The sequence below is a fragment of the Ideonella sp. genome (assembly GCF_036277275.1).
In the GTDB taxonomy this organism is placed as follows: domain Bacteria; phylum Pseudomonadota; class Gammaproteobacteria; order Burkholderiales; family Burkholderiaceae_C; genus Ideonella.
Map to the genome: position 1 here is coordinate 22,005 of NZ_DASUNH010000039.1, position 23,458 is coordinate 45,462.

Consider the following 23,458-nt stretch of genomic DNA (forward strand, 5'->3'; position numbering starts at 1 on the left):
GTCAGAAGGTGGCAGCGCGCGGCGTCACCTTCACCGTCAACCGATCCTCCAGGCGCGCACGCTCGAAGTCAGCTGCCGCGCGGGCCAACCCTTCAGTCGTGTTGGCGCTGGTGGCGGCCAGGCCCACGGCACGATCCCGGCCCATCGCCTTGGCGCTGTACAGCGCCATGTCGACGAGATTGACCGCCTGCTCCCACGGCAGCGTCACGCCGTGCGGCGGCAACGGGAAGCCCGCGTAGGCCATCGACATCGTCACTGAAATCTCGCGCCCGTCGGCCAGCTTGAACGGCCTGTTGCCGATCTCGCCCAGCACGCGCAGCGCCAGCGCTTCGAGCGCTTCACCACGCAGCGCCGGCGTGTGGACCAGGAACTCTTCGCCGCCCCAGCGGCAGGCCACGTCGCCAGCGCGCACGCAGGCAGCCAGGCGTTGCGCCACCTCCACCAGCACCGCGTCGCCGATCGCGTGGCCGTGCTCGTCGTTGATGCGCTTGAAATGATCCACATCGAGCAGGATCAGGCCGCCGACGAAGCCGTCGCCCTCGTCGTCTTGCCGGGCTGCGAGCGCCTCGCGGAAATGGCGACGATTGGCCAGACCGGTCAGCGGGTCGCGTTCGCTCTGCACCTTCAACAGCGCCTCGCTGCGGCGCAGCTGCAGGTTCGCGTGGCGTGTGCGGCGCAGTTGCACCACCAGCACACCAGCCGCCATCGCCAGCATGAACGAGGCCAGCATCCAGACCCGCTGCATCAGCGTCTGGTTCTCCAGCCGCGTGGTCTTCAGGCTGTTTTCGCGCTCCGCCAGTTCCAGATCGCGCTGGCCGGCCTCGGTGCGGAAGCGCTCCTTCAGCTGGCCAAGCACGGCATCGCGGGTGTCACTGTCGATCTGCTCGCGCAGCTCGATGGCACGGTGGAAATGCTCCAGCGCGGCTTTCACGTCACCCACCGCCGCCAGCGCATCGGCCGATTCGTTCAGCGCCGCTTCGATGCGCGCGCGGGCCTTGGCCTGCTCCCACAATCGCAGCGCCGATTCGAGATCGGCCTTGCCCTGCGCGAGTTGACCCAGCCGCACCCGCGCCAGGCCACCGTTGTGCAGCATCACCGGCAGGTTGCGCCGGTCATTGAAGCGCTGCATCACCGGCAGCGCGCGCTCCACCGCCGCCAGGGCTTCGCGCGGCTTGCCGGCACGCAAGAACTCGTCGCTCAGCGAGGCCAGGATCTGCGCCTCGAGGCGGATCGAGCCCGCATTGCGCGCGATGCGCACGGCCTCTTCGAGTGTTGGTTGCGAACCGGCGTTCTCATTGCGGGCCGACGCCAGCACCGCACTGTTCATCAGCACCCGGATCATCGCCTGGCCAGTCGGGTCTTTCCTCGCGTGCCGCTCGGCCTGGGCCATCTCGCGTCGAGATTTTTCGGGGTCGTTCAGGTAGTGGCTCAACACCGCCTGCGACGACAAGCCCCAGGCGAGCAGCACGTCGTCGTTGACCTGCGCGGCCAGCTCGTTCGCGCGCTGCTGCAACCGGGCCGCCTCGAGCCGATTGCCCTGGCGGTCGGCGCGCAAGGTCAACAGGCGCACGACCTGCCACCACCCACGGTGATCGCAGGCACCGCTGCGCTGTCCGCCGGCGCAGGCCCGCGCATAGGCCGCATCGGCCTCCTGCGCATGGCCGGTGGCCGACTCGGTGCGCCACAGCTGGTCGTCCAGCATGGCCCGCACCATCGCCGCGTCGGCGGCAGCCACCGGGTCGCGATCGGCCATCTGCGACAGCCGACCAGCCGCTTCCTGGGCTTGGGCCTCACGCCCCGCGCGGGCGGCCACCAGCCCCCGGGTGCGCTCGACCACCCGGGTCCAGGCCAGTGATGGCGCCGCCGACAGGCCCTTTTGCAGTTCGTCCAGCCGTTGCAGCACGATGTCGGGTTCGTCGTAGCCTTCGACGGCCCAGCGGTTGGCCAATTCGTTCAACTCGGCCAGCGCGATGGCGCCTTCGAGCTTGTCGAGACCGCGCCAGGCCTCCAGCGAGGCTGTCGCCGGGGCGTTCTGGCCGGCCCTGACAGGCGTGCCAGCGCTCGGCGGCGCTTCCTGCATCACCGTCTGCGGCGCGCCCTGCGCCGCGGCCTGCGGGGCTGCCGGCTGGCCGACCAGCGGCCAGGCCAGGGTCAGGTTTGCGACGATGAAGCAGACCGCGACGATGTGAACAGGCCTCATGGGTTGGCCTCCGCCGCGGGGCCTTCCAGCACCGTCAGCTGAACCCGCCCTTCGCGCCAGGACTGCTCCAGATCCTGCACCACCGCATCGACTTCGGCCAGCGTGCCGGCCGGCACCGCGCCGACGCCGCAGGCCCGATTGCGCCCCAGCGTCTTGGCCACGTACATCGCGTTGTCGACGATGTCGACGGCCAGGTCCCATGGCAGGTCCAACCGATGCGGCGGGAACGGAAACTCGGCAAAACCGATCGAGGTGGTCACGTTGACGCGCTTGTCGCCCACGATCATCGGCATGCCGGCCACCGCGTTCAGCAGCCGCTGGGCCAGCGGCTCGACGCGTTCGTGCGCCATCGCCGACACCAGCACCAGAAACTCTTCGCCTCCCCACCGCACCACCAGGTCTTCTTCGCGCAGCACAGCCCGCAGCCTGCGAGCGGTCTCGACCAGCACCGCATCGCCGGCCGCATGTCCATGGTGATCGTTGATGCTCTTGAAGTGGTCCAGGTCCAGCAGGTACAGCGTGCCCCGCGCCGAGCCGCTCGCGCCGTCGCCGCTGGTGATCTCGTGGAACTGGCGCCGGTTGGCCAGGCCGGTCAGCGGGTCTTGCAGGCTGTGGCGGCGCAGTTGGGCATTGCGCAGGCGCAGCGCCTGCTGCGTGGCGCGCAGGCTACCGTACATGCGCGCCGCCAGCGCAAGCAGCGACAGCACGATCCCCGCGGTCAGGGCCCAGATCTTGTATTCGAGCTCGCGGCCGCGCAGCTGCTCTTCTTTCAGCGCGTTGTCCTCGTTCAACAAGGCCAGCTCGCGCTTGCGCTGCTGGGCGTCGAAGCTTTCCTGCAGCTCCAGCACGGCCTCTTGCTGGTCGCGCCGAGCCAGCTCGTTCGACAGCCCACGCAGCGACTGGTAGGCCGCATAGGCCTCCGTCAGGTAGCCGGCCCTTTCCAGGTAGGTGGCCACGTCGCGCGTCGATTCGGCGAGGCTGGCGATGTCGTTGGCGGCGCGGTCGAACTCCAGCAGCGGGCGGATCAATGCCATGCCCTCGTCCTTGCGCTTCATCGAGATCAACGCCAGCCCGCTGTTCAGGTGCGCCAGGTTCTCGGTCGACACGTCGTGCAGCGCGCGAGCCAGCGGCACGGCTCGTTGGGCGATCTCGTAGGCGCGCGAGTATTCGGCGGCGTGCAGGTAGTAGTCCGACAGATTGGCCAAGCCGAGCGCCTCGTCGCGCGCGGCGCCGGCCTTGCGGGCATACTCGATCGCGCCGTTCAGTGCCGCCAGTTCCTCTTTCGGGCGCCCACTGTCCGTCAGCAGGATGCTGTCGGTCGTCATCGCCTCGGCCATCGACATCCAGTCCTGGCTTTCGGCGGCGATCTTCTTGGCCTCGTCGTTCAGGCGCGTCGCATGTTCGAGCTGACCGCCGCGGTACAGCGTGTACGCCAGCGCCGAGCGGTACACGCTGCGTCGCCATGCCATGCCGCCTTCGTCGGCGAGGCGGATCACTTCCTGCGACAAGCGCACCGACTCATCGATGTGGCCGATGCGTTGCTTGATCCCGGCGGCAGCGGACAGGCACCGCATGCGCACGCGCACCGACGGGATCGCACGCAGCGAATGTTCGATCTCGTCCCACTGCGTATCGGCCCGCGTCAGCGAACCGCCGTTGCTCAGCGCCACCTGCGCGCGGATGCACATCGCAGCGGCGTGGAGTTGCTCGCCCGGCAGCTTGCTGTACGCCGGCGCGCCCGTCTTGACCAGGGCCTGAGCGACGGTCTCGGCCGCGCCAGGCTGGTGCAGGTGGGCCCGCAACATGCCCAGCAGGTGCTCGGCATCCAGACGCGCCGCGCCCTCGACCGGCCCGTTGGCCAGCAGCTTCTCCAGTTCGTCGGCAATGACGTCCGGCTTGGCGCGGCTCTCGCGCTCCAACCGCTCGACGGCATCGATCTCGACACCGGCCCGGGCGTTGAGCGTGGCCGGGACCAGCGCCGACAGCAGCAGCCCCATGCCGGCGATGCGCCGACAAAATGGAGGCTGCCGCCGCGGCTGGGTCATCGTCTATTCCGTTGGCGTCAGCTTGGCCACGGACAGAGCCAACCACTTGGTGCCGTGACGCCCGAAGTGCACCTGGGCGCGCGCATCAGGCCCCGCGCCCTCGAGTGTCACCACCACGCCCTCGCCGAACTTGTTGTGGAACACGCCCTGCCCCACGCGCAGGCCGTGTCCGGCCTGCTTGGCCGCCGCCTCGACCATGCGAGCCGGCACCGGTGGTGCGGCGGGCGGCTGCCAGCCGGCATGGCGGCCAGCGCCCACCATCGAGCCCAGGCCACTGCCACGCTGCCATGCCGCCTGATAGTCACGCGCATACCCCGATCCGAAACCCTGGTTGCGCGGCGTCAGCCACTTCAACGCGCCTTCCGGCAGCTCGTCGAAGAAGCGGCTCTTGACGTTGTAGCGTGTCTGGCCGTGCAACATGCGGGTTTGGCTGAAGCTCAGGTACAGCCGCTGGCGCGCGCGCGTGATCGCCACGTACATCAGGCGCCGCTCTTCTTCGAGGCCGTCGGCATCGGACAACGAGTTTTCGTGCGGGAAGAGGCCTTCCTCGAGGCCGGTGATGAACACGGCATCAAACTCGAGACCCTTGGCCGAATGAACCGTCATCAATTGCACGGCGTCTTGACCTGCCTGTGCCTGATTGTCACCAGCCTCCAGCGCCGCATGTGTCAGAAATGCCGCCAGCGGGCTGATGATTTCGCCGGTTTCTGCATCCGGCGTGACATCGACGGCGGCCAGCGCCGGTGGCAACCCGACGGCCAGCGTGCCCGGCCCCTGCTCATCCACCGGCAACGCCACGGCGTCCTTGCCGAAACCCTCTTGCGTCACGAAGGCCTCGGCCGCATTGACGAGTTCCTCCAAGTTCTCGATCCGGTCGGCCCCTTCTTTCTCGGTGCGATAGAAGTCGATGAGGCCGCTGGCCTGCAGCATCTGTTCGATGATCTCGCGCAGCGTCAGGCCCTGGGTCGTCGCACGCAGGTTGTCGATCAGCGTGTGGAAGGCCGCCAGGTTCGCGCCACCCTTACCGCTGATCGCCCCGGCCGACTGCCACAGGCTGCGGCCGCTGCTGCGGGCCGCGTCTTGCAGTTGTTCCAGCGTGCGGGCGCCGATGCCGCGGGTCGGGAAGTTGACGACGCGCAGGTAGCTCGTGTCGTCGTTCGGGTTCTCGACCAGCCGCAGGTAGGCCAGCGCATGCTTGACCTCGGCCCGCTCGAAGAAGCGCAAGCCGCCGTAGACGCGGTAGGGCACCCCGGCATTGAACAGCGCCGATTCGAGCACCCGCGACTGCGCGTTGCTGCGGTAGAGGATCGCGATCTCGCGCCGCGGCATGCCGCTGCGGTGCAGTTGTTGCGCTTCTTCGAGCAGCCACTGCGCCTCGTTGAAGTCGCTGTTCGATTCCTGCACGCGCACCGGCTCGCCCGGGCCGGCCTCGGTGCGCAGGTTCTTGCCCAGCCGGTGCGTGTTGTGGCTGATCAGGTGGTTGGCGCTGTCCAGGATATTGCCGAAGCTGCGGTAGTTGCGCTCCAGCTTGATCAGGTGCTTGACGCGGAACTCGCGCTCGAAGTCGGCCATGTTGCTGACCTGGGCGCCACGAAACGCGTAGATGCTCTGGTCGTCGTCGCCGACTGCGAACACCGCGCCGGCACCATCGCGCGGCGGGCCGGCGAACATCTTCAGCCACGCGTACTGCAGGCGGTTGGTGTCCTGGAACTCATCGACCAGGATGTGCGCGAAACGACGCTGGTAGTGCTCACGCAGCGCCAGGTTGTCGCGCATCAACTCGTAGCTGCGCAGCATCAGCTCGGCAAAGTCGACCACCCCTTCGCGCTGGCACTGGTCTTCATAGGCCTGGTAGATCTCGACCATCTTCTGCATCTGGCCATCGCGGATCTCGACGTCTTTCGGCCGCAGGCCGTCTTCCTTGCTGCCGGCGATGAACCAGGCCACCTGCTTGGGCACGAAGCGCTCTTCGTCGAGGTTCATCGCCTTGATCACGCGCTTGACGGCCGACAAGCTGTCGCCGCTGTCGAGGATTTGAAAGCTTTGCGGCAATGCGGCGAGCTTCCAGTGGGCGCGCAGGAAACGGTTGCACAGGCCATGGAACGTGCCGATCCACATGCCACGCACGTTGACCGGCAGCATCGCGCCCAGGCGCGTCATCATCTCCTTGGCGGCCTTGTTGGTGAATGTCACCGCCATCACGCCGCCGGGCGACACTTGGCCCGTTTGCAGCAGCCAGGCAATGCGCGTCGTCAGCACCCGGGTCTTGCCCGATCCGGCGCCGGCCAGGATCAGCGCCGGCTCGGCGGGCAGCGTCACCGCAGCCAGTTGCTCAGGGTTCAGGGCACGCAGCAGCGCGTCGCCCGCGGCCGGGTGGCGGGCTGCGGCGTCCGCGCCGGCGAATAGATCTGTCATCGTTGCATTCTAGGGACGGGGCGCCCGGCCTCAGGGCTCGACCGACGGATGTCACTCCAACGGGGCATGCTTCGTGCGTGCCCTCTTCGCTTTGGACCGCCTGCTTCACCGATCGCCGATGACCTGGTCGCCGTGGAACCGCCCTCGCCCCCTGGCCCTTGCGCTTCAAGGCGGCGGCGCCCATGGCGCGTTCACCTGGGGCGTGCTGGATGCGCTGCTGGCCCGCGAGAGCGTGGAGGTGCGTGCGCTCAGCGGCGCCAGCGCCGGTGCGATGAATGCGGTGGTGCTGGCCCACGGCCTGGCCGAGGGCGGGCGCGACGGTGCACGAGCAGCCTTGCGTGCGTTTTGGCAGGCGCTTGGCACCCGCCTGCCATTCGAGTGGTTCACCACCGGTGGACATGAAGCACCCGGTTTCGCGCCAGCCGCCCGCGCCGCGCTGCGCTGGGTGCATCTGGTGTCGCCCTATCAGTTCAACCCGATGGGGCTGAACCCGCTGCGCGAGATCGTCGAGGCCCAGGTCGACTTCGCGCGCCTGCGCCGCGAGAGCCCGGTGCAGTTGTTCATTGCGACCACCCATGCGGCTTCCGGCCGCCTGCGCCTGTTTCGCGAACACGAGATCAGTGCCGACGCCCTGCTCGCGTCGGCCTGCCTGCCCAACCTGCACCACAGCGTCTTGATCGCCGGAGAGGCCTACTGGGACGGCGCTTTTGCCGCCAACCCGCCACTGTGGCCATTGCTGACCGAGACCTCTGCCGACGACCTGCTGCTGGTGCTGCTGACCCCGCCCGCCGGCCACGGTGGCCCGCCGCGCAGCGCCGAAGAGATCCGACACCACGCACAAGAACTGGCCTTCACCACGCCGCTGATGCGCGAACTCCAGTGGCTGGCCGATTGGCGCAACGCCCCCGGCGGCTGGCCGATGAGCGCCCGCGAGCGCCGTTTGCGCCGCCGCCGGTTGCACCTGGTGGACGGGCGGCCGCATCTGGCCGCCCTGGCGGGTGAAACCCGGTTGATCGCGCACCTGCCTTTTCTCGAACACCTGCGCGCGTTGGGCGCAGCCGCTGCCGAGGTCTGGTGGGACCTGCACGGCGGGCAACTGGGCCGCGAATCGACGCTAGACCTTTCGCGCCTGCTGGCAGGTGCGCCTGCGTAGAATGTGCCACCGGGCCCAAACTCTGGCGCCCGGTTTCTTGTGTCCGCTTCGCGCCACCGCTGGCGCCCTTGAGCGGCACATGGCCGGTCCAGGTCAAGCGCTCGCAGCCCACGGCGGCGCACTGCGATCAACGCGCCGCCATGACACGCAATGCGAAGCCATGGAAATCTTTGACTACGACAACATCCTGCTCTTGCCGCGCAAGTGCCGGGTCGACAGCCGTTCGGAATGCGACACCAGTGTCGAATTCGGCGGCCGCCGCTTCAAGCTGCCGGTGGTGCCGGCCAACATGAAGACGGTGCTCGACGAGCCGATCGCCGAATGGCTGGCCGCCAACGGCTACTTCTACGTGATGCACCGTTTCGACCTCGACAACGTCGAGTTCGCGCGCCGCATGCGCGGGCTGGGCCAGATGGTCTCGATCAGCGCCGGCGTGAAAGATGCAGACCGCGCCGCGATCGACCGCCTGGCCGCCGAAGGACTGGGCGCCGACTACATCACGATCGACATCGCGCACGGCCACGCCGAGAGCGTGCGCCGCATGATCGACCACATCAAGCAGAAGCTGCCGCAATCGTTCGTGATCGCCGGCAACGTAGGCACGCCCGAGGGCGTGATCGATCTCGAGAACTGGGGCGCCGACGCGACCAAGGTCGGCGTCGGCCCGGGCAAGGTCTGCATCACGCGGCTGAAGACTGGCTTCGGCACCGGCGGATGGCAACTTTCGGCGCTGAAATGGTGTGCCCGCGTGGCGACCAAACCCATCATTGCCGACGGCGGCATTCGCCATCACGGCGACATCGCCAAGAGCGTGCGCTTCGGCGCCGCGATGGTCATGGTCGGCTCACTGTTCGCCGGCCATGAAGAATCGCCCGGCCAAACGGTCGAGGTCGACGGCAAGCTCTACAAGGAATACTTCGGCTCGGCCAGCGACTTCAACAAGGGCGAGTACAAGCACGTCGAAGGCAAGCGCATTCTCGAGCCAATCAAGGGCACGCTGGCCGAGACGCTGCGCGAGATGCAGGAAGACCTGCAAAGCTCGATCTCCTACGCGGGCGGCCGCGCGCTGCCCGACCTGAAGAAGGTCAACTACGTCGTGCTGGGCGGCGAGAACGCGGGCGAGCACCTGTTCATGTGAACGTGCGCAGCACCCAGCGAAAGAGCCGGTCGGGTTGCGACCGGCTCGGCTGCAAGGGGCGGCGGCAATCCGCCGCCGGGGCTTACTTCCCGATCATGCCGCGGCGTTCGCCCGCTTCGACCCACTGGGGCCGATCAGCAGGCTTGCGCAGGCCCAGCAGCTTGCTTTTCGCCGCCACCGCCAGCGTCGGGCAGGCGAAGCCGTCGGCCAGGTCTTCGGCGGCGATGATCAGCGGATCGGTCGCCGAGCCTTGCGGCTGGCTGAAGTCCTCGGCCACCGCGCAGGTCGCGTCGAAGCCGTCGAAATAGCGGCCCTGGTTCTGCGAGTTGACCGTCTCGAAGTTCACCGCGTTGACCACCGCGCCGCAACCATCCGCCTGGGGCAGGAAGCCCACCGGCTTGCCGCAGGTGGAGTCGCCGATCGTCACCACCGTCACGTAGGGCCGCAGGCCGTTGATGACCTGTTCGCTGGCCGAGCAGGTGCGCGGCCCGGTCAGCACATAGACGCGCGACAGGCCGGTCGCATTGGCATAGCTCTGGAAGCGGAAGCTCTCGTTGTGGCCCGAGCGCTTGTCGTTGTAGAGCAGGCTCGCGAAGACGTTGCCGCTGGTCGCCGCCCCATTGGGGAACGACGAAATCTTGTTGGCCACTGAAATCAGGCCGCCGCCGTTGTAGCGCAGGTCGATGATCACGTCCTGCACGCCGGCGGCCTTGAACTGGCCGAACACCGTGTCGAATGGCGACAAGGCCTGGTCGATCATGTCCTTGACCTGCACATAGCCCATCTTGCGGCCGTCCGGCGTCGAGAACACACGGCTGTTGGGGACCGGCTCGAGGTCGTAGATGGTCGCCGTCAGTTGCACCCGACTGTCGCCGTCGGCGTTGCGGATGTCGATCGTCACCATGTCGCCGGTGTCGGCCGGCGAGAGATCGGCGTAGTTGTTGTCCGAAATGATCTGCGATGCCGACTTGCCGTTGACGGCCATGATCCGGTCACCGCGTTGCAGGCCAGCCAGCGCCGCCGGCGAGCCAGGCTCGATGTAGCGGATGTACAGCGGCCAATCGGGGTGTCCCGCCACCTCGAGACCGGCCACCATCACCCCGTATCCAAGCGTGCGGCCATCGCCATAGGTGCGGTCGAACGCTTCCTGGGAGACCATGTAGCTCCACTCGTCGGCCTTCGGAAAATCGGCCAGGCCGCCCTGGTAGAGCAAGGCGTTGAAGTAGCTGTCGACCGACAGGTAGCCGTCGGGGTTCGGGCTGGGGCTGACCTTGTACCAGAAGTACCAGTCGTCCATGTACTCGCGCAGCCAGATCTTCTCGTCGGACGCCGAACAGGTCAGCGGCCCTCCGTCGCCGCCACCGCAGGCGGCCACCAACGCAGCAGCGGCCAGCGCAGCGGCGCGGCCCGGCCAACGGCCCAGCCAGGTCTTTTTCACTCGGGGATTCAAGCTCATCCGGGTCTCCTCGTTGGTCTCGACCGCCCACAGGGGCGACCTACAATCGGCCCAACTCTTTTGGCGCCTTGCGGGTTGACATGCTTTACGTGTCAAGCTGTTGCAGCAATCGCCATTCCTCGCCCATGACCGAACTCGCCAAATCCTTCGAGCCCGCCGCCATCGAAGCCCGCTGGGCCCCTTTGTGGGAAGCCAGCGGCATCTATGCGCCGACGCTGGACGCCAGCAAACCCTCGTTCTGCATCCAGCTGCCGCCGCCCAACGTGACGGGCACCCTGCACATGGGCCATGCGTTCAACCAGACCATCATGGACTCGTTGACACGCTACCACCGGATGCGCGGCTTCAACACGCTGTGGGTGCCGGGCACCGACCACGCCGGCATCGCCACGCAGATCGTCGTCGAACGCCAGCTGCAAGAGCAAGGCACCAACCGCCACGACCTGGGCCGCGAGAACTTCGTCGCCAAGGTCTGGGAATGGAAGGCGCAGAGCGGCGCCACCATCACCCGCCAGATGCGCCGCATGGGCGACTCGGTGAGCTGGGAGCACGAGTACTTCACGATGGACGACAAGCTGTCGGCCACCGTCACCGAGACCTTCGTCCGGCTGTATGAAGAAGGCCTGATCTACCGCGGCAAGCGCCTGGTCAGCTGGGACCCGGGGCTGATGTCCGCCGTGTCCGACCTCGAGGTCGAGAGCGAAGAGGAAGACGGCCACCTCTGGTTCATCCGCTATCCCATCGAGGGCAGCGACGAATCGCTGGTCGTCGCCACCACCCGGCCCGAGACGATGCTGGGCGACACCGCGGTGATGGTGCACCCTGAAGACGAACGTTATGCCCATTTGATCGGCAAGCAGGTGCGCCTGCCGATCACCGGCCGCCTGGTACCGGTGATCGCCGACGACTACGTCGAGAAGGCTTTCGGCACCGGCGTCGTCAAGGTGACGCCCGCGCACGACCCGAACGACTACCAGGTCGGGCTGCGCCACGGCCTGCCGATGCTGACCATCTTCACGCTCGAAGCCAAGGTCAACGACGAGTCGCCCGAGGCGTATCGCGGGCTGGACCGCTACGTGGCGCGCAAGAAGATCGTCGCGCAACTGGAAGCCGAAGGCCTGTTGGTCGAAACCAAGAAGCACCGCCTGACCGTGCCGCGCTGCGCCCGTTCGGGCCAGGTGATCGAGCCCATGCTGACCGACCAGTGGTACGTCGCGATGACCAAGCCCGGCGCCGATGGCACCAGCATCGCGCAGAAGGCCATCGACGCGGTCGACTCGGGCCAGGTCAGGTTCGTGCCCGAGAACTGGGTCAACACCTACAACCAGTGGATGAAGAACATCCAGGACTGGTGCATCTCGCGCCAGCTCTGGTGGGGCCACCAGATTCCGGCCTGGTACGGCGACAAGGGCGAGCTGTTCGTCGCCCGCACCGAGGCCGAGGCCCGTGCCAAGGCCGACGCGGCCGGCTACCGCGGTGCACTGACGCGCGACCCGGACGTGCTGGACACCTGGTATTCGTCGGCGCTGGTGCCGTTCTCGACACTGGGCTGGCCTGAAAAGACGCTGGAACAATCGCTCTTCTTGCCGTCATCCGTGCTGGTCACCGGCCACGACATCATCTTCTTCTGGGTCGCCCGGATGATCATGATGACCAAGCACTTCACCGGCCAGGTGCCGTTCAAGGACGTCTATATCCACGGCCTGGTGCTCGATGCCCACGGCAACAAGATGAGCAAGTCCGAGGGCAACGTGCTCGACCCTGTCGACCTGATCGACGGCATCGCGCTGCCCGAGCTGCTGGACAAGCGCGTGGTGGGGCTGCGCAAGCCCGAGACGGCGCCGAAGGTGCGCAAGTCGACCGAGAAGGAGTTCCCCGAAGGCATTCCGGGCTACGGTGCCGACGCCCTGCGTTTCACCTTCGCGGCGCTGGCCTCGCTGGGCCGCACGATCAACTTCGACTCGAAGCGCTGTGAGGGGTACCGCAACTTCTGCAACAAGCTCTGGAACGCGACCAAGTTCGTGCTGATGAACTGCGAGGGCGCCGATTGCGGCCTGAAGGAGCACAGCAAGGCCGACTGCGAGCCGGGCGGCGCCTTCCACGGCTACATGAAGTTCTCGGCCGCCGACCGCTGGATTGCCGGCGAGTTGCAGCGCGTCGAGATGGCTGTCGTGCAAGGCTTTGCCGACTACCGGCTCGACAACGTCGCCAACGCGATCTACTCGTTCGTCTGGGACGAGTACTGCGACTGGTATCTCGAGATCGCCAAGGTGCAGATCCAGACCGGCGGCGAAGCCGAAGCGCGCGCCACGCGCCGCACGCTGGTCCGCGTCCTGGAAACGGTGCTGCGCCTGTTGCACCCGATCACGCCGTTCATCACCGCCGAGCTGTGGGACACGGTCGCAGTGGTCGCCGGCCGCCGCACGGAAGGCGACGGCACCACCCTGGCCACGGCCACCTACCCGGTGCCGCAACCGGACAAGATCGACCCGGTGGCCGACGCCTGGGTCGCGCAGCTGAAGGCCATGGTGGGCGCCAGCCGCGGGCTGCGCGGCGAGATGGGTCTGTCGCCGGCCGAGCGGGTGCCGCTGATCGTGATCGGCGAGCCCGAGTTCTTCGCCGCCGCGACGCCGGTGCTGAAGGCGCTGGCCAAGGTGAGCGAAGTGCAGATCATGCCCGACGAAGCCGCCTTCGCCGAGGCCACGGCCATGGCCCCGGTCGCCGTGCAGGGCAATGCCCGTCTGGCGCTGAAGGTCGAAATCGACGTCGGCGCCGAGCACATTCGCCTGACCAAGGAGATCACTCGGATCGAGGGCGAGAAGGCCAAGGCCGAAGCGCAGCTCGGCAACGAGAAGTTCGTCGCCCGTGCGCCCGAAGCCGTGGTGGCCGACATGCGCAAACGGTTGGCCGACCACGATCGCACGCTGGCCTCGTTGCGTGAACAACTGGGCCGCTTGCCCGCGGCTTGAAGCGCCCGGGGCGGCACAATCTTTGCCCCCTTGACGAATCGTCTACAAGGAACACACAGCGTGAAGAAAATCAACAAGGCCATCTTCCCGGTCGCTGGCCTGGGCACCCGTTTCCTGCCCGCCACCAAGGCCCAACCCAAGGAAATGCTGCCAGTCGTCGACAAGCCGCTGATCCAGTACGCGGTCGAAGAGGCCTACGCCGCCGGCATCCGGCAGATGATCTTCGTCAACGGCCGCAACAAGCGCGCGATCCCCGACCACTTCGACACCGCCTACGAGCTGGAGTCGGAGCTGGAAGCGGCCGGCAAGAAAGAGTTGCTGGAGCTGGTTTCGTCGGTCAAGCCCGACGACATGGAATGCATCTATATCCGCCAGCCCAAGGCGCTCGGCTTGGGGCATGCGGTGTTGTGCGCGCAGTGCGTGGTCGTCAACGAGCCGTTCGCGGTGCTGCTGGCCGACGACCTGATGGTTGGCGAACCGCCGATCCTGACCCAGATGGTCGAACAGTTCGATGAGTGGCACGCGTCCATCATCGCGGTGCAGGAAGTCTTGCCGGAACACACCAGGCGCTACGGTATCGTCGCCGGCACGCCGGTGAACGACCGGATGATGGACCTGACCCACATCGTCGAGAAGCCGTCGCCGGAGAACGCCCCATCGAACCTGGGCGTGGCCGGCCGCTACATCCTGACGCCCGGCGTGTTCCGCGAGATCGCGAGCCAACCGCGTGGCGTGGGCGGCGAGATCCAGCTGACCGACGGCATTGCCGCGCTGATGCGCCGCGAAAAGGTCTTCGCCTACCGCTACAAGGGCAAGCGCTACGACTGCGGCAGCAAGGAAGGCTTCCTCGAGGCCAACGTCGAACTCGCACTCGCGCACCCACAGCTCGGCCCGGGCTTCCGCGAGTACCTGAAAAAGCTCGAGCTTTGAAGCTTCCGCGCCATGAACAAAGGCCGCCTTCACAGGCGGCCTTTTTCATTGGCGCCTTCCAAGTGGCGTGCGCGGATCCGGCTTCGCCGGTCCGCTGCGCGAGCCCCCTCGGGGGGCTTTGCTCGGACACAAACAGTCCTGAGGACTGTTTGTGCCTAGCTAAGGGTCGAGCCTCTGGCTCGGCGCGGCCTGCAAGGCAGCGACCGGAGGGAGCGTGGGGGTCAACGTCTCCTCAAGAAGTGGATGAACTCCGCGTCCTGCGTCTGCTGGTCCAGCAGTTCGTTGCCGGTCTGGCGGGCAAAGGCCTGGAAGTCGCGCATCGAGCCGGGGTCGGTGGCCACGACCTTCAGGATCTGGCCGCTGCTCATGTCGGCCAGCGCCTTCTTCGCCTTCAGGATCGGCAGCGGGCAGTTCAGGCCCCGGGTGTCCAGCTCCTTGTGTACGTCGATGGCCTGTCCCATGGTTCGTCCTCGGTTTCTATGAAGCGGTGGTTTCGCCGACGCCCGCGCCCTCAGGCTTGGGTTGCGGCTTGGCGAACTCGATGAATTTCGGCTCGAAGCCGCGGCCCCGCAGCCATTCGGCCAGCGCATAGCCCGTGCCGGCCGGCCAGCAGAGCGTGTCGCCGGGCTCGAACAGCTTGTACTCGGCCAGTTCGGGTGACAGCACGATCTCGCCGCGAGCCTGCACGTGGTAGGCGATGATCACCTGGTTCATGCGCTGGAAGTCGTAAACGCCGATCAGCTTGACGGCCTCGGCGACCAGCGAGGTTTCTTCCTGCACCTCGCGCGCAATGCCCGCCTCGGGTGATTCGCCGGCCTCCATGAAGCCGGTGATCAGCGCGAACATCCGGCCCGTCCACGCCGCATTGCGGGCCAGCAGCAGCTTGCCGCCACGGTCCACGCATTCGACCACCGCCGCCAGCACCGGCGTCGGGTTGTTCCAATGGGTGAAGTCGCAAGCGGCGCAGCGCAGCCGGCTCTTGACGCCGCCATCTTCATCGGCCTCGATCCACGCCAGCGCACCAGCGCACTGGGGGCAAAACTTGTAGTCCGCTGCCATGCGCGTCAGGCCGGAAAGACGCCGGTCGAGAGGTAGCGGTCGCCACGGTCACAGACCACGAACACGATGGTCGCGTTCTCGACCACCCGCGCCACCTGCAACGCGACCCACAGCGCACCCGCTGCCGAGATACCGGCGAACAGGCCCTCTTCGGCCGCCAGCCGGCGCGCCATGTCCTCGGCGTTGGATTGGCTCACGTAGACCATCTCGTCGACCGCGCTCGGGTCGTAGATCTTCGGCAGGTACGCCGGCGGCCATTTGCGGATGCCGGGGATGCGGGAGCCCTCCGAAGGTTGCGCGCCAATGATGCGCACGCCGGGCTTCTTCTCTTTGAGGAAACGCGAGACACCGGTGATCGTGCCGGTGGTGCCCATCGCGCTGACGAAGTGCGTGATCTGGCCTTCGGTATCGGCCCAGATCTCGGGCCCGGTGGTCTCGTAGTGGATGCGCGGGTTGTCCGGGTTGGCGAACTGGTCCAGCACGCGGCCCTTGCCGTCTCTTTGCATCTGCTCGGCCAGGTCGCGCGCCAGCTCCATGCCACCCGACTTGGGCGTCAGGATCAGCTCGGCGCCGAAGGCCTTCATCGTCTGGGCTCGCTCGACCGACAGGTCCTCCGGCATGATCAGCAGCATCCGGTAGCCCTTGATCGCCGCCGCCATCGCCAACGCGATGCCGGTGTTGCCCGAGGTCGCCTCGATCAGCGTGTCGCCGGGCTTGATCTCGCCGCGCGTCTCGGCATTGCGGATCATGCTGATCGCCGGCCTGTCCTTCACCGAGCCGGCCGGGTTGTTGCCTTCGAGCTTGCCCAGGATCACGTTGCCGCGCGCCTGCACCTCCGGGCCGGGCAGGCGCTGCAACCGCACCAGCGGGGTCGAACCAATCGCGTCTTCCAGCGTCTTGTAGGCAGGCATGTCGAGGTCGTGAAGAAGGCTGCGTTGCATTATGGGTGCAGGGCCAAAGACGGCGCCGGCGCATGCCATAATCCGCGCCCGACGTGCCTTTGGGTGCTGCGCCACGCAGTCACCAACGGGCACGAGCACACGCAAGCACACACTGGCCCGGGTGGCGAAATCGGTAGACGCAGGGGATTCAAAATCCCCCGCCGCAAGGTGTGCCGGTTCGAGTCCGGCCCCGGGCACCAGTGACCCTCAGCTTCACGCTTCCAGCGACACGCCATGCCGCCGATGCCTCCCGTCACCAAGGCGCTGATGCTGATTTGCACGGCGGTCTTCTGCGTGCAGCTGCTGCTCGGCAACTTCATTCCACTGGATCCCTGGTTCGCGCTGTGGCCCCTGGACAGCGGCCGCTTCCTGCCATGGCAACCGGTCACCTATGCCTTCCTGCATGGCGACCCGCTGCATCTGTTCTTCAACATGCTCGGCCTGTGGATGTTCGGCTCTGAGCTGGAACGCCTGTGGGGCCACAAGCGCCTGCTGGCCTTCCTGCTGGCCAGCGTGCTGACGGCCGCAGCCACCCAGCTGGTGTTCACGGCGCTGCGCCACTCGTACGTGCCCACGGTGGGTGCATCCGGTGGATTGTTCGGCCTGCTCTTCGCCTACGGCATGCTGTTTCCCAACCGGACGATCATGCCGCTGTTCCCGCCGATCCCGATGAAGGCGCGGACATTCGTCGCGGTGTTCGGCGGGCTGGAGCTGCTGCAAGGCCTGCTGGGCCGGGACGGCATCGCCCACTTCGCCCACCTGGGCGGCATGCTGGGCGGATGGCTGATGATCCGTTTCTGGCGCGGCCAGGCCCCCTTCCCGTCACGCCGCCGCCGCTGACACCGCGCGCCGGCGCCATTGGCCGAGACGAAGGCGGCAGGCACGTTCGGCGAGTAACCCTGCGGCTTGATTGCCGACGCCGCTCGGCGCATGCTGGGAGCGAATCACGGCCAGCCGTCGTGGAGGTGTGCCATGGGTCGCGTCGTTCGCACCATCCTTTTCTGGGCATGGGCCTGGGCGTTGGCCTGCAGTGGGCCGACGGTGTTGGCAGCCGAGGAGGCCGCGTCGTCGCAAGGGATCAAGCGGGCCAGCGACGCTGTGGTCGGTGTGCTCGCGGTAGCGGTCGACAACGCCAACTCCAGCGCCACATTGGGCGCCGTGCGGCAAGGATCGGGCGTGGTCATTGGCGCCGATGGTCTGGTGCTGACGATCGGCTACCTGATCCTCGAAGCCGACCAGGTGCTGTTGCTGCCTGACGACGGGCGCCGCGTACCGGCCAGGGTGGTGGGCTACGACGTGGCCACCGGCTTCGGGCTGATCAAGTCCTTGATTCCGCTGGACCTGCCGGCGGCGCCGTTGGGCGAGCCGGCCACCGTCGGCGACAACGACACGCTGCTCGTCATCTCGGGTGGCGAAGGTGCCGGCATCAGCATGGCCAGGCGGGTGTCGCAGCGCCCGTTCTCGGGCTACTGGGAGTACCACCTCGACCATGCGCTGTTCACCGTACCGCCGCGCACCGACCACAGCGGCGCGGCGCTGTTCAACCTTCAAGGCGAGTTGCTGGGGGTCGGCTCCCTGGTCGTCAGCGATGCATTGGGGCCGGACCAGCCGTCGGTGGCCGGCAACATGTTCGTGCCGATCGACCTGCTCAAGCCAATCCTGGATGAGCTGCTGGCCCAGGGCCGCTCCACCCAAAGCAAACGCGCGTGGATGGGTGTGAATTGCATCGAGCTGGGCGGTGAGGTGCGGGTGCTGCGTGTCAACCGCGCAGGCCCGGCGGAAGCCGCTGGCCTGCGGCCGGGCGACCAGATCGTGCGCATCGACGGGCAGGCCGTCGACAGCCTGCAGACCTTGTGGCACCGGCTTTGGGGTGGCGGTGCGCCGGAGCGCGACGTGTCGCTGGACATCTTGCGAGACGGCCGCTCGATGCGTGTGCCGCTGCATACGGTGGACAGGCAGACCACGATCAAGCAGCCCGAAGGAACGTAGCCGGCCACGCACTGGCGACGAGGTGGTCTGTCGACGCGCCGCAACGCCGGCTCGACCACACCCTGGCGCTGTAAGGGCGCGTAAGGTCTGCGGCCAAGCCGCGGGAAGGCATTGCCGGACACGACCGACGCCCCTAGCATCGCCGCCGGTCGTGTCAATGGCCCCCCGGCTGGGCTCGCCCCGACCCGCCGGTGCCACGCGTCCTGGCCCCACACCCCCCGCACCCCAACTCCGGAGACAAGACCCATGCAAGGCTTGCGCCAACGCCCCGCTCGATTCAGAAAGACAACGTTGTCCAGCATCCTGCTGCTGGCCACGCAATGTGCGGCAGGCGCCGGCGCGCTTGCTGGTGACGCCGAGCGCTGGTCGGAACCGGCCGGCTCCTGCAATGATGTCGCCCTGTGCGACAACTTCGAGTCGGCCACACCCGGCGGCCCACCGAACCCCGGGCTGTGGGCCGTGGGCGGCGCCAATTGCACAGGCACTGGCCAGGCCACGGTGGACGCCACCATCGCCCACCGCGGCAAACAATCGCTGAAGGTCACCAGCACCGGCGGCTACTGCAACCACATCTTCGCCGCCACGCCGATCCCGGCCTCGCTGGGGCTGCGATTCTTCGGCCGCTTCTTCGTCCGTTTCGCCGAACCGCTGGGGGACGGCCACGTCACGTTCATGGCGATGAAAGACGCCAACGACAACCAGCGCGATCTGCGGCTGGGCGGCCAGAACCGCATCCTGATGTGGAACCGTGAATCCGACGACGCCACCGTGCCGGTTCTGAGCCCGGCTGGCATCGCGCTGAGCGTATCGCCGGCCGCCGGCGCGTGGCATTGCGTCGAGTTCGTGGTCAATGGCAACAAGGGTGTCATGAAGACCTGGTTCAACGGCCCGGAGGTCGCGGGCCTGCACGTGGACACCACGCCCACACCGGAGGTCGACTCACAATGGCTGGCCCGCGGCAGCTGGCGCCCGGCACCGGTCGACTTCCGCATCGGCTGGGAGAGTTATGCCGGGCAGCCGATGATGCTGTGGTTCGACGACGTGGCCTTGAGCAAGCAGCGCATCCGCTGTGGCACCTGAACGACGCGACACCGCCGTTCAAGGCGTTTGCAGGCCATCCGCGACCGTCGGATAGCGCAACCGCAGGCGCAGCTCCCGCTTCAACCGCTGATTGGACAGGCGTCGCGACTCGCTGAGGAAGCTCATCTGCACCGGCGTCATCCGTTGCAGCGCCTCGGCGCGGCTGATGCGGGGTGGGCGTGGCAAACCGAAGCGGTCGGCGACGGCGTCGAAGTGGTCCCCCATCTTCAGCACGCTGTCGTCGCAGACGTTGTAGGCCCGCTGCGCTGCGCCGCGCAGCAAGGCGGCCACGCAGGCTCGCGCCAGATCGTCGGCGTGGATGTGGTTGGTGTAGACATCATCGGCGGCGGCCAGCACCGGCGCGCCGCGGCGCACCCGGTCACGCGGATCGCCGCCTTCGCGGTCCAGCGCATAGATGCCCGGCACGCGAAGCAGACTGACACGCCAGCCGAACGCCCTGCCGGCCCAGCGCAGGCGTGCTTCCGCGTCCGCGCGCCGACGCCCGCGCGCGGTGGCGGGCGCGAGCGTCCGGCTCTCATCGACCCAGGCGCCTTCGCAATCGCCATAGACGCCGGTGGTGCTGGCGTAGACGATGCGGCGCGGCCCGCCACGCAGCGCCAGCGCACGCAGCAGGTTGCCAGTCCGGCGATCCGTCGTGCCCTCGCCCGGCGGCGGCGCCAGGTGCAGCACCGCATCGGCCAGGCCGGCCAGACGGGCCAGCGTGGCCGGATCGTCCAGGTTGCCCAGCAGCGGCACCGCGCCGGCGGCGCGCAGGGGCGCCACGCGCGCAGACGAACTGGTCAGCGCCAACAGCCGCCAGCGGTGACCCGCCGTCCCCAGCAGGCGCAGCACGCGCAGGCCGACATCGCCGCAGCCGACGATCAGCAACGTGGGGCGTTTGGCACGCAGGGTCTTGGGGTGCATCAGATGGGGGCAGCAAGGCGCCGGGCAAAATGGCGGCTGGACCGCGCGCCAGTGTAGGCGGCGCCCCGCCCCTTCTTGCCTGCCTGCCGGCCTGCGCGCCGCCCACCTGGCTCGCCAGCCTCGCCGCGATCGCCTCTGTCTGCTTCGACCATGACTTTCACCGTAACCCTCCAGCCCTCGGGCCGCAGCTTCGACGTCACGCGTGACGAGCCCATCCTCGGCGCCGCGATCCGCCAGGGCATCGGCCTGCCCTATGGCTGCAAGGACGGCGCCTGCGGCACCTGCAAGAGCCGTCTGCTCGAAGGCCGCGTGATCCACGGGGCGCACCAGCTCAAGGCGCTGTCGGAAGCCGAAGAGGCGAGTGGCCTGATCCTGACCTGTTGCGCCACGCCGCAGACCGATTGCCTGGTCGAAGCCCGTACCGTGCCTGGCGCCGGCGAATTCCCGATCCTGAAGATGCCGGGCCGTGTGCTCAGCATCGAGCGCCCGACCGGCGACGTCGCGGTGATCCGCGTGCAGTTGCCCGCGAACCAGAACTTCCAGTACCGCGCCGGCCAGTACATCGAGTTCATCTTGCGCGACGGCTCCCGGCGCAGCTACTCGATGGCGAATGCGCCGCACAACCTGGGCACCCCGCCGTCGATCGAGCTGCACATCCGCCACATGCCCGGTGGCAAGTTCACCGACCACGTGTTCGGCACGATGAAAGAGAAAGACATCGTGCGGATGGAGGGCCCGTTCGGCAGCTTCTTCCTGCGCGAAGACTCCGACAAGCCGTTGATCCTGCTCGCCTCGGGTACCGGTTTCGCACCGGTGAAGGCGTTGATCGAACGTCTCGAAGAGCTGCGCAGCACACGCCCGGCGGTGCTGTACTGGGGCGCCCGCAGCAAGGCCGATCTGTACCTGCACGACTGGGCCGAAGCCGCCGCGGCCAGGTTGCCGCACCTGCGCTATGTGCCGGTGCTGTCCGAGCCGAAGGCCGAAGACGGCTGGACCGGCCGCACCGGCTTCGTCCACCATGCGGTGATGGCCGATTGGCCCGATCTCTCCGGCCACCAGGTCTACGCCTGCGGCGTGCCGATCATGGTCGAGTCGGCCCACAAGGACTTCGAGGTTCAGTGCGGCCTGCCCGACGACGAGTTCTACGCCGACGCGTTCACCTCGGAAGCCGATAAACACGGAGACTGAACTCTTCCCGCTCCGTTCGGGCTGAGCCAACTCATCCGTTCAGGCTGAGCTTGTCGAAACCTTGGTCGCTACACCAAGCCGACCTCGGCACGATAGCCCGCCGCCTCCGCATCCAGCCAATCCGCAAACGCCTTCAGCGCCGGCGACGCGGCCTTGTGCTCCGGGTACAGCAGGTAGTAGCGCCGATCGCTCAGGAAGGCGTGAGGCACCACCTGCACCAGCCTTCCGCTGGCCAGCTCGTTGTCGACCAGCATGCGCGGCACCAGTGCCACGCCCAGGCCCTGCACCGCCGCCTCGCTGAGCATCGAGAACAGCTCCATCCGCGCGCCAGCCATGTCGTGCTCGACTTCCAGGCCTTGCGACTCGAACCAATGCCGCCAGGCATAGGGCCGGGTGCTGGCCTGCAGCAGCGGCAAGGTCGACAGCGATTGCGGCGTCCAGTCCGTGCGCCCCTTCAAAAGCGCCGGGCTGGCGACCGTGACCAGCGTTTCGGCCATCAGCAGCCGTCCTTCGGTACCGGGCCAAAGACCGTTGCCGGCGTGGATCGCAGCGTCGAGGCCGGTATCGGCAAACAGGAACGGCCGCGTGCGTGAGCTGAAGTGGACCGTGATGCCGGGGTGCGTCGCCTGAAACCCCGCCAGCCGCGGCAGCAGCCACTGCGTCGCGAAGGTCGGCACCACCGCCAGCTCCAGCGCCCCGCCCTGCCCGCCCAGCCCGGCTTGCGCCATCAGGTCCAGCGTGTCGCGCTCGACCTCGTCCAGCCGGGTGGCCACGCTGCGGCTGTAGCGCTGGCCGGCTTCGGTCAGCCCCACGCCGCGCTGGCTGCGGCGAAACAGGGCCACGCCCAGGAACGATTCAAGCGACGCGATCTGGCGGCAGACGGCGCTCTGCGTCACCGCCAGTTCGGCGGCCGCCTTGGTGAAGCTCTGGTGACGCGCTGCCGCCTCGAAAGCGGCCAGCGCAGCAGTGGAAGGCAGTTTTCGGCGCATTCGGCGCTCCGGAGTTCCATCAACGCACAGATCAGTGCGAAAAAGGCGTTTGATTGCCTGACTTCAGGATTCTATGATTCCACGCTGGAACAACTGGAGACTTCGCCATGGCTGCTCGCGCCTCTTTTCACTGGGATGACCCGCTGTTGCTGGACCAGCAACTGACCGACGACGAGCGCCAGGTGCGCGATGCTGCGCGCGCCTACAGCCAGGACCGCCTGGCCCCGCGCGTGCTGGAGGCCTTCCGCCACGAGAAGACCGACCCGGCGATCTTCCGCGAAATGGGCGAGCTGGGCCTGCTGGGCCCCACCATCCCCGAGCAATACGGCGGCGCCGGCCTGAATTACGTCTGCTACGGCCTGGTGGCACGCGAAGTCGAACGTGTCGACTCCGGCTACCGCTCGATGATGAGCGTGCAGTCGTCGCTGGTGATGGTGCCGATCAACGAATTCGGCAACGAAGCCACCAAGCAGAAATACCTGCCCAAGCTGGCCACCGGCGAATGGATTGGCTGCTTCGGCCTGACCGAGCCGAACCACGGCTCCGACCCCGGTAGCATGATCACCCGCGCCCGCAAGGTCGACGGTGGCTACAGCCTGACCGGCTCGAAGATGTGGATCACCAACAGCCCGATCGCCGACGTGTTCGTCGTCTGGGCCAAGGACGACGAGGGCGCCATCCGCGGCTTCGTGCTCGAGAAGGGCTGGAAGGGCCTGTCGGCACCCGCCATCAAGGGCAAGGTCGGCCTGCGCGCCTCGCTCACCGGCGAGATCGTGATGGACGAGGTGTTCGGCCCCGAGGAAAACGCCTTTCCCGAGGTGCGGGGCCTGAAGGGCCCGTTCACCTGCCTGAACAGCGCCCGCTACGGCATCGCCTGGGGCGCGCTCGGTGCGGCCGAGGATTGCTGGCATCGCGTTCGGCAGTACACGCTCGACCGCAAGCAGTTCGGCCGGCCGCTGGCCGCCAACCAGCTGATCCAGAA

At 67.5% G+C, this 23,458-nt stretch carries 18 protein-coding genes and 1 tRNA gene; 10 read left to right on the top strand and 9 right to left on the bottom strand.

The window, feature by feature from the left end:
• Position 1 precedes the first annotated feature (1 nt).
• The 3 genes from VFY73_RS08235 to VFY73_RS08245 are packed head-to-tail and all read right to left on the bottom strand — an operon-like array spanning position 2 to position 6,660.
• Complete coding sequence (locus VFY73_RS08235) at positions 2 to 2,200, bottom strand: GGDEF domain-containing protein (RefSeq protein ID WP_329717531.1); 2,199 nt, start codon at positions 2,198 to 2,200, stop codon at positions 2 to 4.
• Entirely contained in the window at positions 2,197 to 4,197 is a 2,001-nt protein-coding gene (locus tag VFY73_RS08240) for a GGDEF domain-containing protein (RefSeq protein ID WP_329717533.1), read from the bottom strand. Before VFY73_RS08240 ends, VFY73_RS08235 begins: the two co-directional genes overlap by 4 nt.
• 51 nt (positions 4,198 to 4,248) lie before the next feature.
• Positions 4,249 to 6,660 carry a UvrD-helicase domain-containing protein gene (locus VFY73_RS08245; RefSeq protein ID WP_329717535.1) on the bottom strand — a complete coding sequence of 804 codons (2,412 nt, stop codon included), beginning with the start codon at positions 6,658 to 6,660 and terminating at the stop codon, positions 4,249 to 4,251.
• A 118-nt stretch (positions 6,661 to 6,778) separates the two neighbouring features.
• Between VFY73_RS08245 and VFY73_RS08250 the strand changes: the two genes are divergently transcribed.
• On the top strand, positions 6,779 to 7,813 hold the full coding sequence (locus VFY73_RS08250) for a patatin-like phospholipase family protein (RefSeq protein WP_329717537.1): 1,035 nt from the start codon (positions 6,779 to 6,781) through the stop codon (positions 7,811 to 7,813).
• Between the two features lie 160 nt (positions 7,814 to 7,973).
• Entirely contained in the window at positions 7,974 to 8,951 is a 978-nt protein-coding gene (locus tag VFY73_RS08255; RefSeq protein ID WP_329717539.1) for a GMP reductase, read from the top strand.
• An 82-nt stretch (positions 8,952 to 9,033) separates the two neighbouring features.
• Here VFY73_RS08255 and VFY73_RS08260 read toward each other — a convergent pair whose 3' ends face one another.
• Positions 9,034 to 10,407, bottom strand: a complete 1,374-nt coding sequence (locus VFY73_RS08260) for a S41 family peptidase (protein WP_329717541.1) — start codon at positions 10,405 to 10,407, stop codon at positions 9,034 to 9,036.
• A 125-nt stretch (positions 10,408 to 10,532) separates the two neighbouring features.
• Between VFY73_RS08260 and VFY73_RS08265 the strand changes: the two genes are divergently transcribed.
• Both VFY73_RS08265 and galU read left to right on the top strand, forming a co-directional pair.
• Positions 10,533 to 13,376 (top strand): valine--tRNA ligase, encoded by a 2,844-nt coding sequence (locus VFY73_RS08265; protein WP_329717543.1) that lies wholly within the window; start codon positions 10,533 to 10,535, stop codon positions 13,374 to 13,376.
• Between the two features lie 60 nt (positions 13,377 to 13,436).
• Complete coding sequence (galU, locus tag VFY73_RS08270; protein WP_329717545.1) at positions 13,437 to 14,306, top strand: UTP--glucose-1-phosphate uridylyltransferase GalU; 870 nt, start codon at positions 13,437 to 13,439, stop codon at positions 14,304 to 14,306.
• A 221-nt stretch (positions 14,307 to 14,527) separates the two neighbouring features.
• On the opposite strand, the gene VFY73_RS08275 is transcribed toward galU, so the two are convergent.
• From VFY73_RS08275 to cysM, 3 genes are read right to left on the bottom strand one after another with little or no spacing between them, the layout of a single operon-like run.
• The gene (locus VFY73_RS08275; protein WP_329717564.1) at positions 14,528 to 14,755 is read right to left on the bottom strand and encodes a sulfurtransferase TusA family protein; all 228 of its coding nucleotides are present in this window, start codon (positions 14,753 to 14,755) and stop codon (positions 14,528 to 14,530) included.
• Positions 14,756 to 14,783: 28 nt separating this feature from the next.
• The gene (locus VFY73_RS08280; protein WP_329717547.1) at positions 14,784 to 15,365 is read right to left on the bottom strand and encodes an NUDIX hydrolase; all 582 of its coding nucleotides are present in this window, start codon (positions 15,363 to 15,365) and stop codon (positions 14,784 to 14,786) included.
• 5 nt (positions 15,366 to 15,370) lie between these two features.
• Positions 15,371 to 16,276 (bottom strand): cysteine synthase CysM, encoded by a 906-nt coding sequence (cysM, locus tag VFY73_RS08285; protein ID WP_329717549.1) that lies wholly within the window; start codon positions 16,274 to 16,276, stop codon positions 15,371 to 15,373.
• 145 nt (positions 16,277 to 16,421) lie between these two features.
• On the opposite strand from cysM, the gene VFY73_RS08290 reads away from it, so the two are divergent.
• The 4 genes from VFY73_RS08290 (at position 16,422) to VFY73_RS08305 (ending at position 19,375) form a co-directional block, all read left to right on the top strand.
• A tRNA-Leu gene (locus VFY73_RS08290) sits at positions 16,422 to 16,506 on the top strand.
• Positions 16,507 to 16,540: 34 nt separating this feature from the next.
• Positions 16,541 to 17,146, top strand: coding sequence for a rhomboid family intramembrane serine protease (locus VFY73_RS08295; RefSeq protein ID WP_329717551.1), 606 nt, complete (start codon positions 16,541 to 16,543; stop codon positions 17,144 to 17,146).
• A 132-nt stretch (positions 17,147 to 17,278) separates the two neighbouring features.
• A complete protein-coding gene (locus VFY73_RS08300) occupies positions 17,279 to 18,295 on the top strand; it encodes a S1C family serine protease (RefSeq protein ID WP_329717553.1) in 1,017 nt (338 codons plus the stop codon).
• Between the two features lie 291 nt (positions 18,296 to 18,586).
• Positions 18,587 to 19,375: a hypothetical protein gene (locus tag VFY73_RS08305; RefSeq protein ID WP_329717555.1), complete on the top strand. Its 789-nt coding sequence runs from the start codon at positions 18,587 to 18,589 to the stop codon at positions 19,373 to 19,375.
• An 18-nt stretch (positions 19,376 to 19,393) separates the two neighbouring features.
• On the opposite strand, the gene VFY73_RS08310 is transcribed toward VFY73_RS08305, so the two are convergent.
• Positions 19,394 to 20,299, bottom strand: coding sequence for an SDR family oxidoreductase (locus VFY73_RS08310; protein ID WP_329717557.1), 906 nt, complete (start codon positions 20,297 to 20,299; stop codon positions 19,394 to 19,396).
• Positions 20,300 to 20,449: 150 nt separating this feature from the next.
• Between VFY73_RS08310 and VFY73_RS08315 the strand changes: the two genes are divergently transcribed.
• Positions 20,450 to 21,487: a CDP-6-deoxy-delta-3,4-glucoseen reductase gene (locus tag VFY73_RS08315; RefSeq protein ID WP_329717558.1), complete on the top strand. Its 1,038-nt coding sequence runs from the start codon at positions 20,450 to 20,452 to the stop codon at positions 21,485 to 21,487.
• Positions 21,488 to 21,555: 68 nt separating this feature from the next.
• On the opposite strand, the gene VFY73_RS08320 is transcribed toward VFY73_RS08315, so the two are convergent.
• Positions 21,556 to 22,476 carry a LysR family transcriptional regulator gene (locus tag VFY73_RS08320; protein WP_329717560.1) on the bottom strand — a complete coding sequence of 307 codons (921 nt, stop codon included), beginning with the start codon at positions 22,474 to 22,476 and terminating at the stop codon, positions 21,556 to 21,558.
• Positions 22,477 to 22,583: 107 nt separating this feature from the next.
• Here VFY73_RS08320 and VFY73_RS08325 point away from each other — a divergent pair.
• A partial coding sequence (locus tag VFY73_RS08325; RefSeq protein WP_329717562.1) for an acyl-CoA dehydrogenase family protein occupies positions 22,584 to 23,458 on the top strand: 875 nt, incomplete at its 3' end.

Bases quoted from the DNA above. Each gene is read 5' to 3' on its own strand.
- VFY73_RS08250 (WP_329717537.1), top strand. From the start codon at position 6,779: ATGACCTGGTCGCCGTGGAACCGCCCTCGCCCCCTGGCCCTTGCGCTT.
- VFY73_RS08265 (WP_329717543.1), top strand. From the start codon at position 10,533: ATGACCGAACTCGCCAAATCCTTCGAGCCCGCCGCCATCGAAGCCCGC.
- VFY73_RS08295 (WP_329717551.1), top strand. From the start codon at position 16,541: ATGCCGCCGATGCCTCCCGTCACCAAGGCGCTGATGCTGATTTGCACG.
- cysM (WP_329717549.1), bottom strand. From the start codon at position 16,276: ATGCCTGCCTACAAGACGCTGGAAGACGCGATTGGTTCGACCCCGCTG.
- VFY73_RS08255 (WP_329717539.1), top strand. From the start codon at position 7,974: ATGGAAATCTTTGACTACGACAACATCCTGCTCTTGCCGCGCAAGTGC.
- VFY73_RS08310 (WP_329717557.1), bottom strand. From the start codon at position 20,299: ATGCACCCCAAGACCCTGCGTGCCAAACGCCCCACGTTGCTGATCGTC.
- VFY73_RS08235 (WP_329717531.1), bottom strand. From the start codon at position 2,200: ATGAGGCCTGTTCACATCGTCGCGGTCTGCTTCATCGTCGCAAACCTG.
- VFY73_RS08280 (WP_329717547.1), bottom strand. From the start codon at position 15,365: ATGGCAGCGGACTACAAGTTTTGCCCCCAGTGCGCTGGTGCGCTGGCG.
- VFY73_RS08315 (WP_329717558.1), top strand. From the start codon at position 20,450: ATGACTTTCACCGTAACCCTCCAGCCCTCGGGCCGCAGCTTCGACGTC.
- VFY73_RS08260 (WP_329717541.1), bottom strand. From the start codon at position 10,407: ATGAGCTTGAATCCCCGAGTGAAAAAGACCTGGCTGGGCCGTTGGCCG.
- VFY73_RS08320 (WP_329717560.1), bottom strand. From the start codon at position 22,476: ATGCGCCGAAAACTGCCTTCCACTGCTGCGCTGGCCGCTTTCGAGGCG.
- VFY73_RS08300 (WP_329717553.1), top strand. From the start codon at position 17,279: ATGGGTCGCGTCGTTCGCACCATCCTTTTCTGGGCATGGGCCTGGGCG.
- VFY73_RS08240 (WP_329717533.1), bottom strand. From the start codon at position 4,197: ATGGGGCTGCTGCTGTCGGCGCTGGTCCCGGCCACGCTCAACGCCCGG.
- VFY73_RS08245 (WP_329717535.1), bottom strand. From the start codon at position 6,660: ATGACAGATCTATTCGCCGGCGCGGACGCCGCAGCCCGCCACCCGGCC.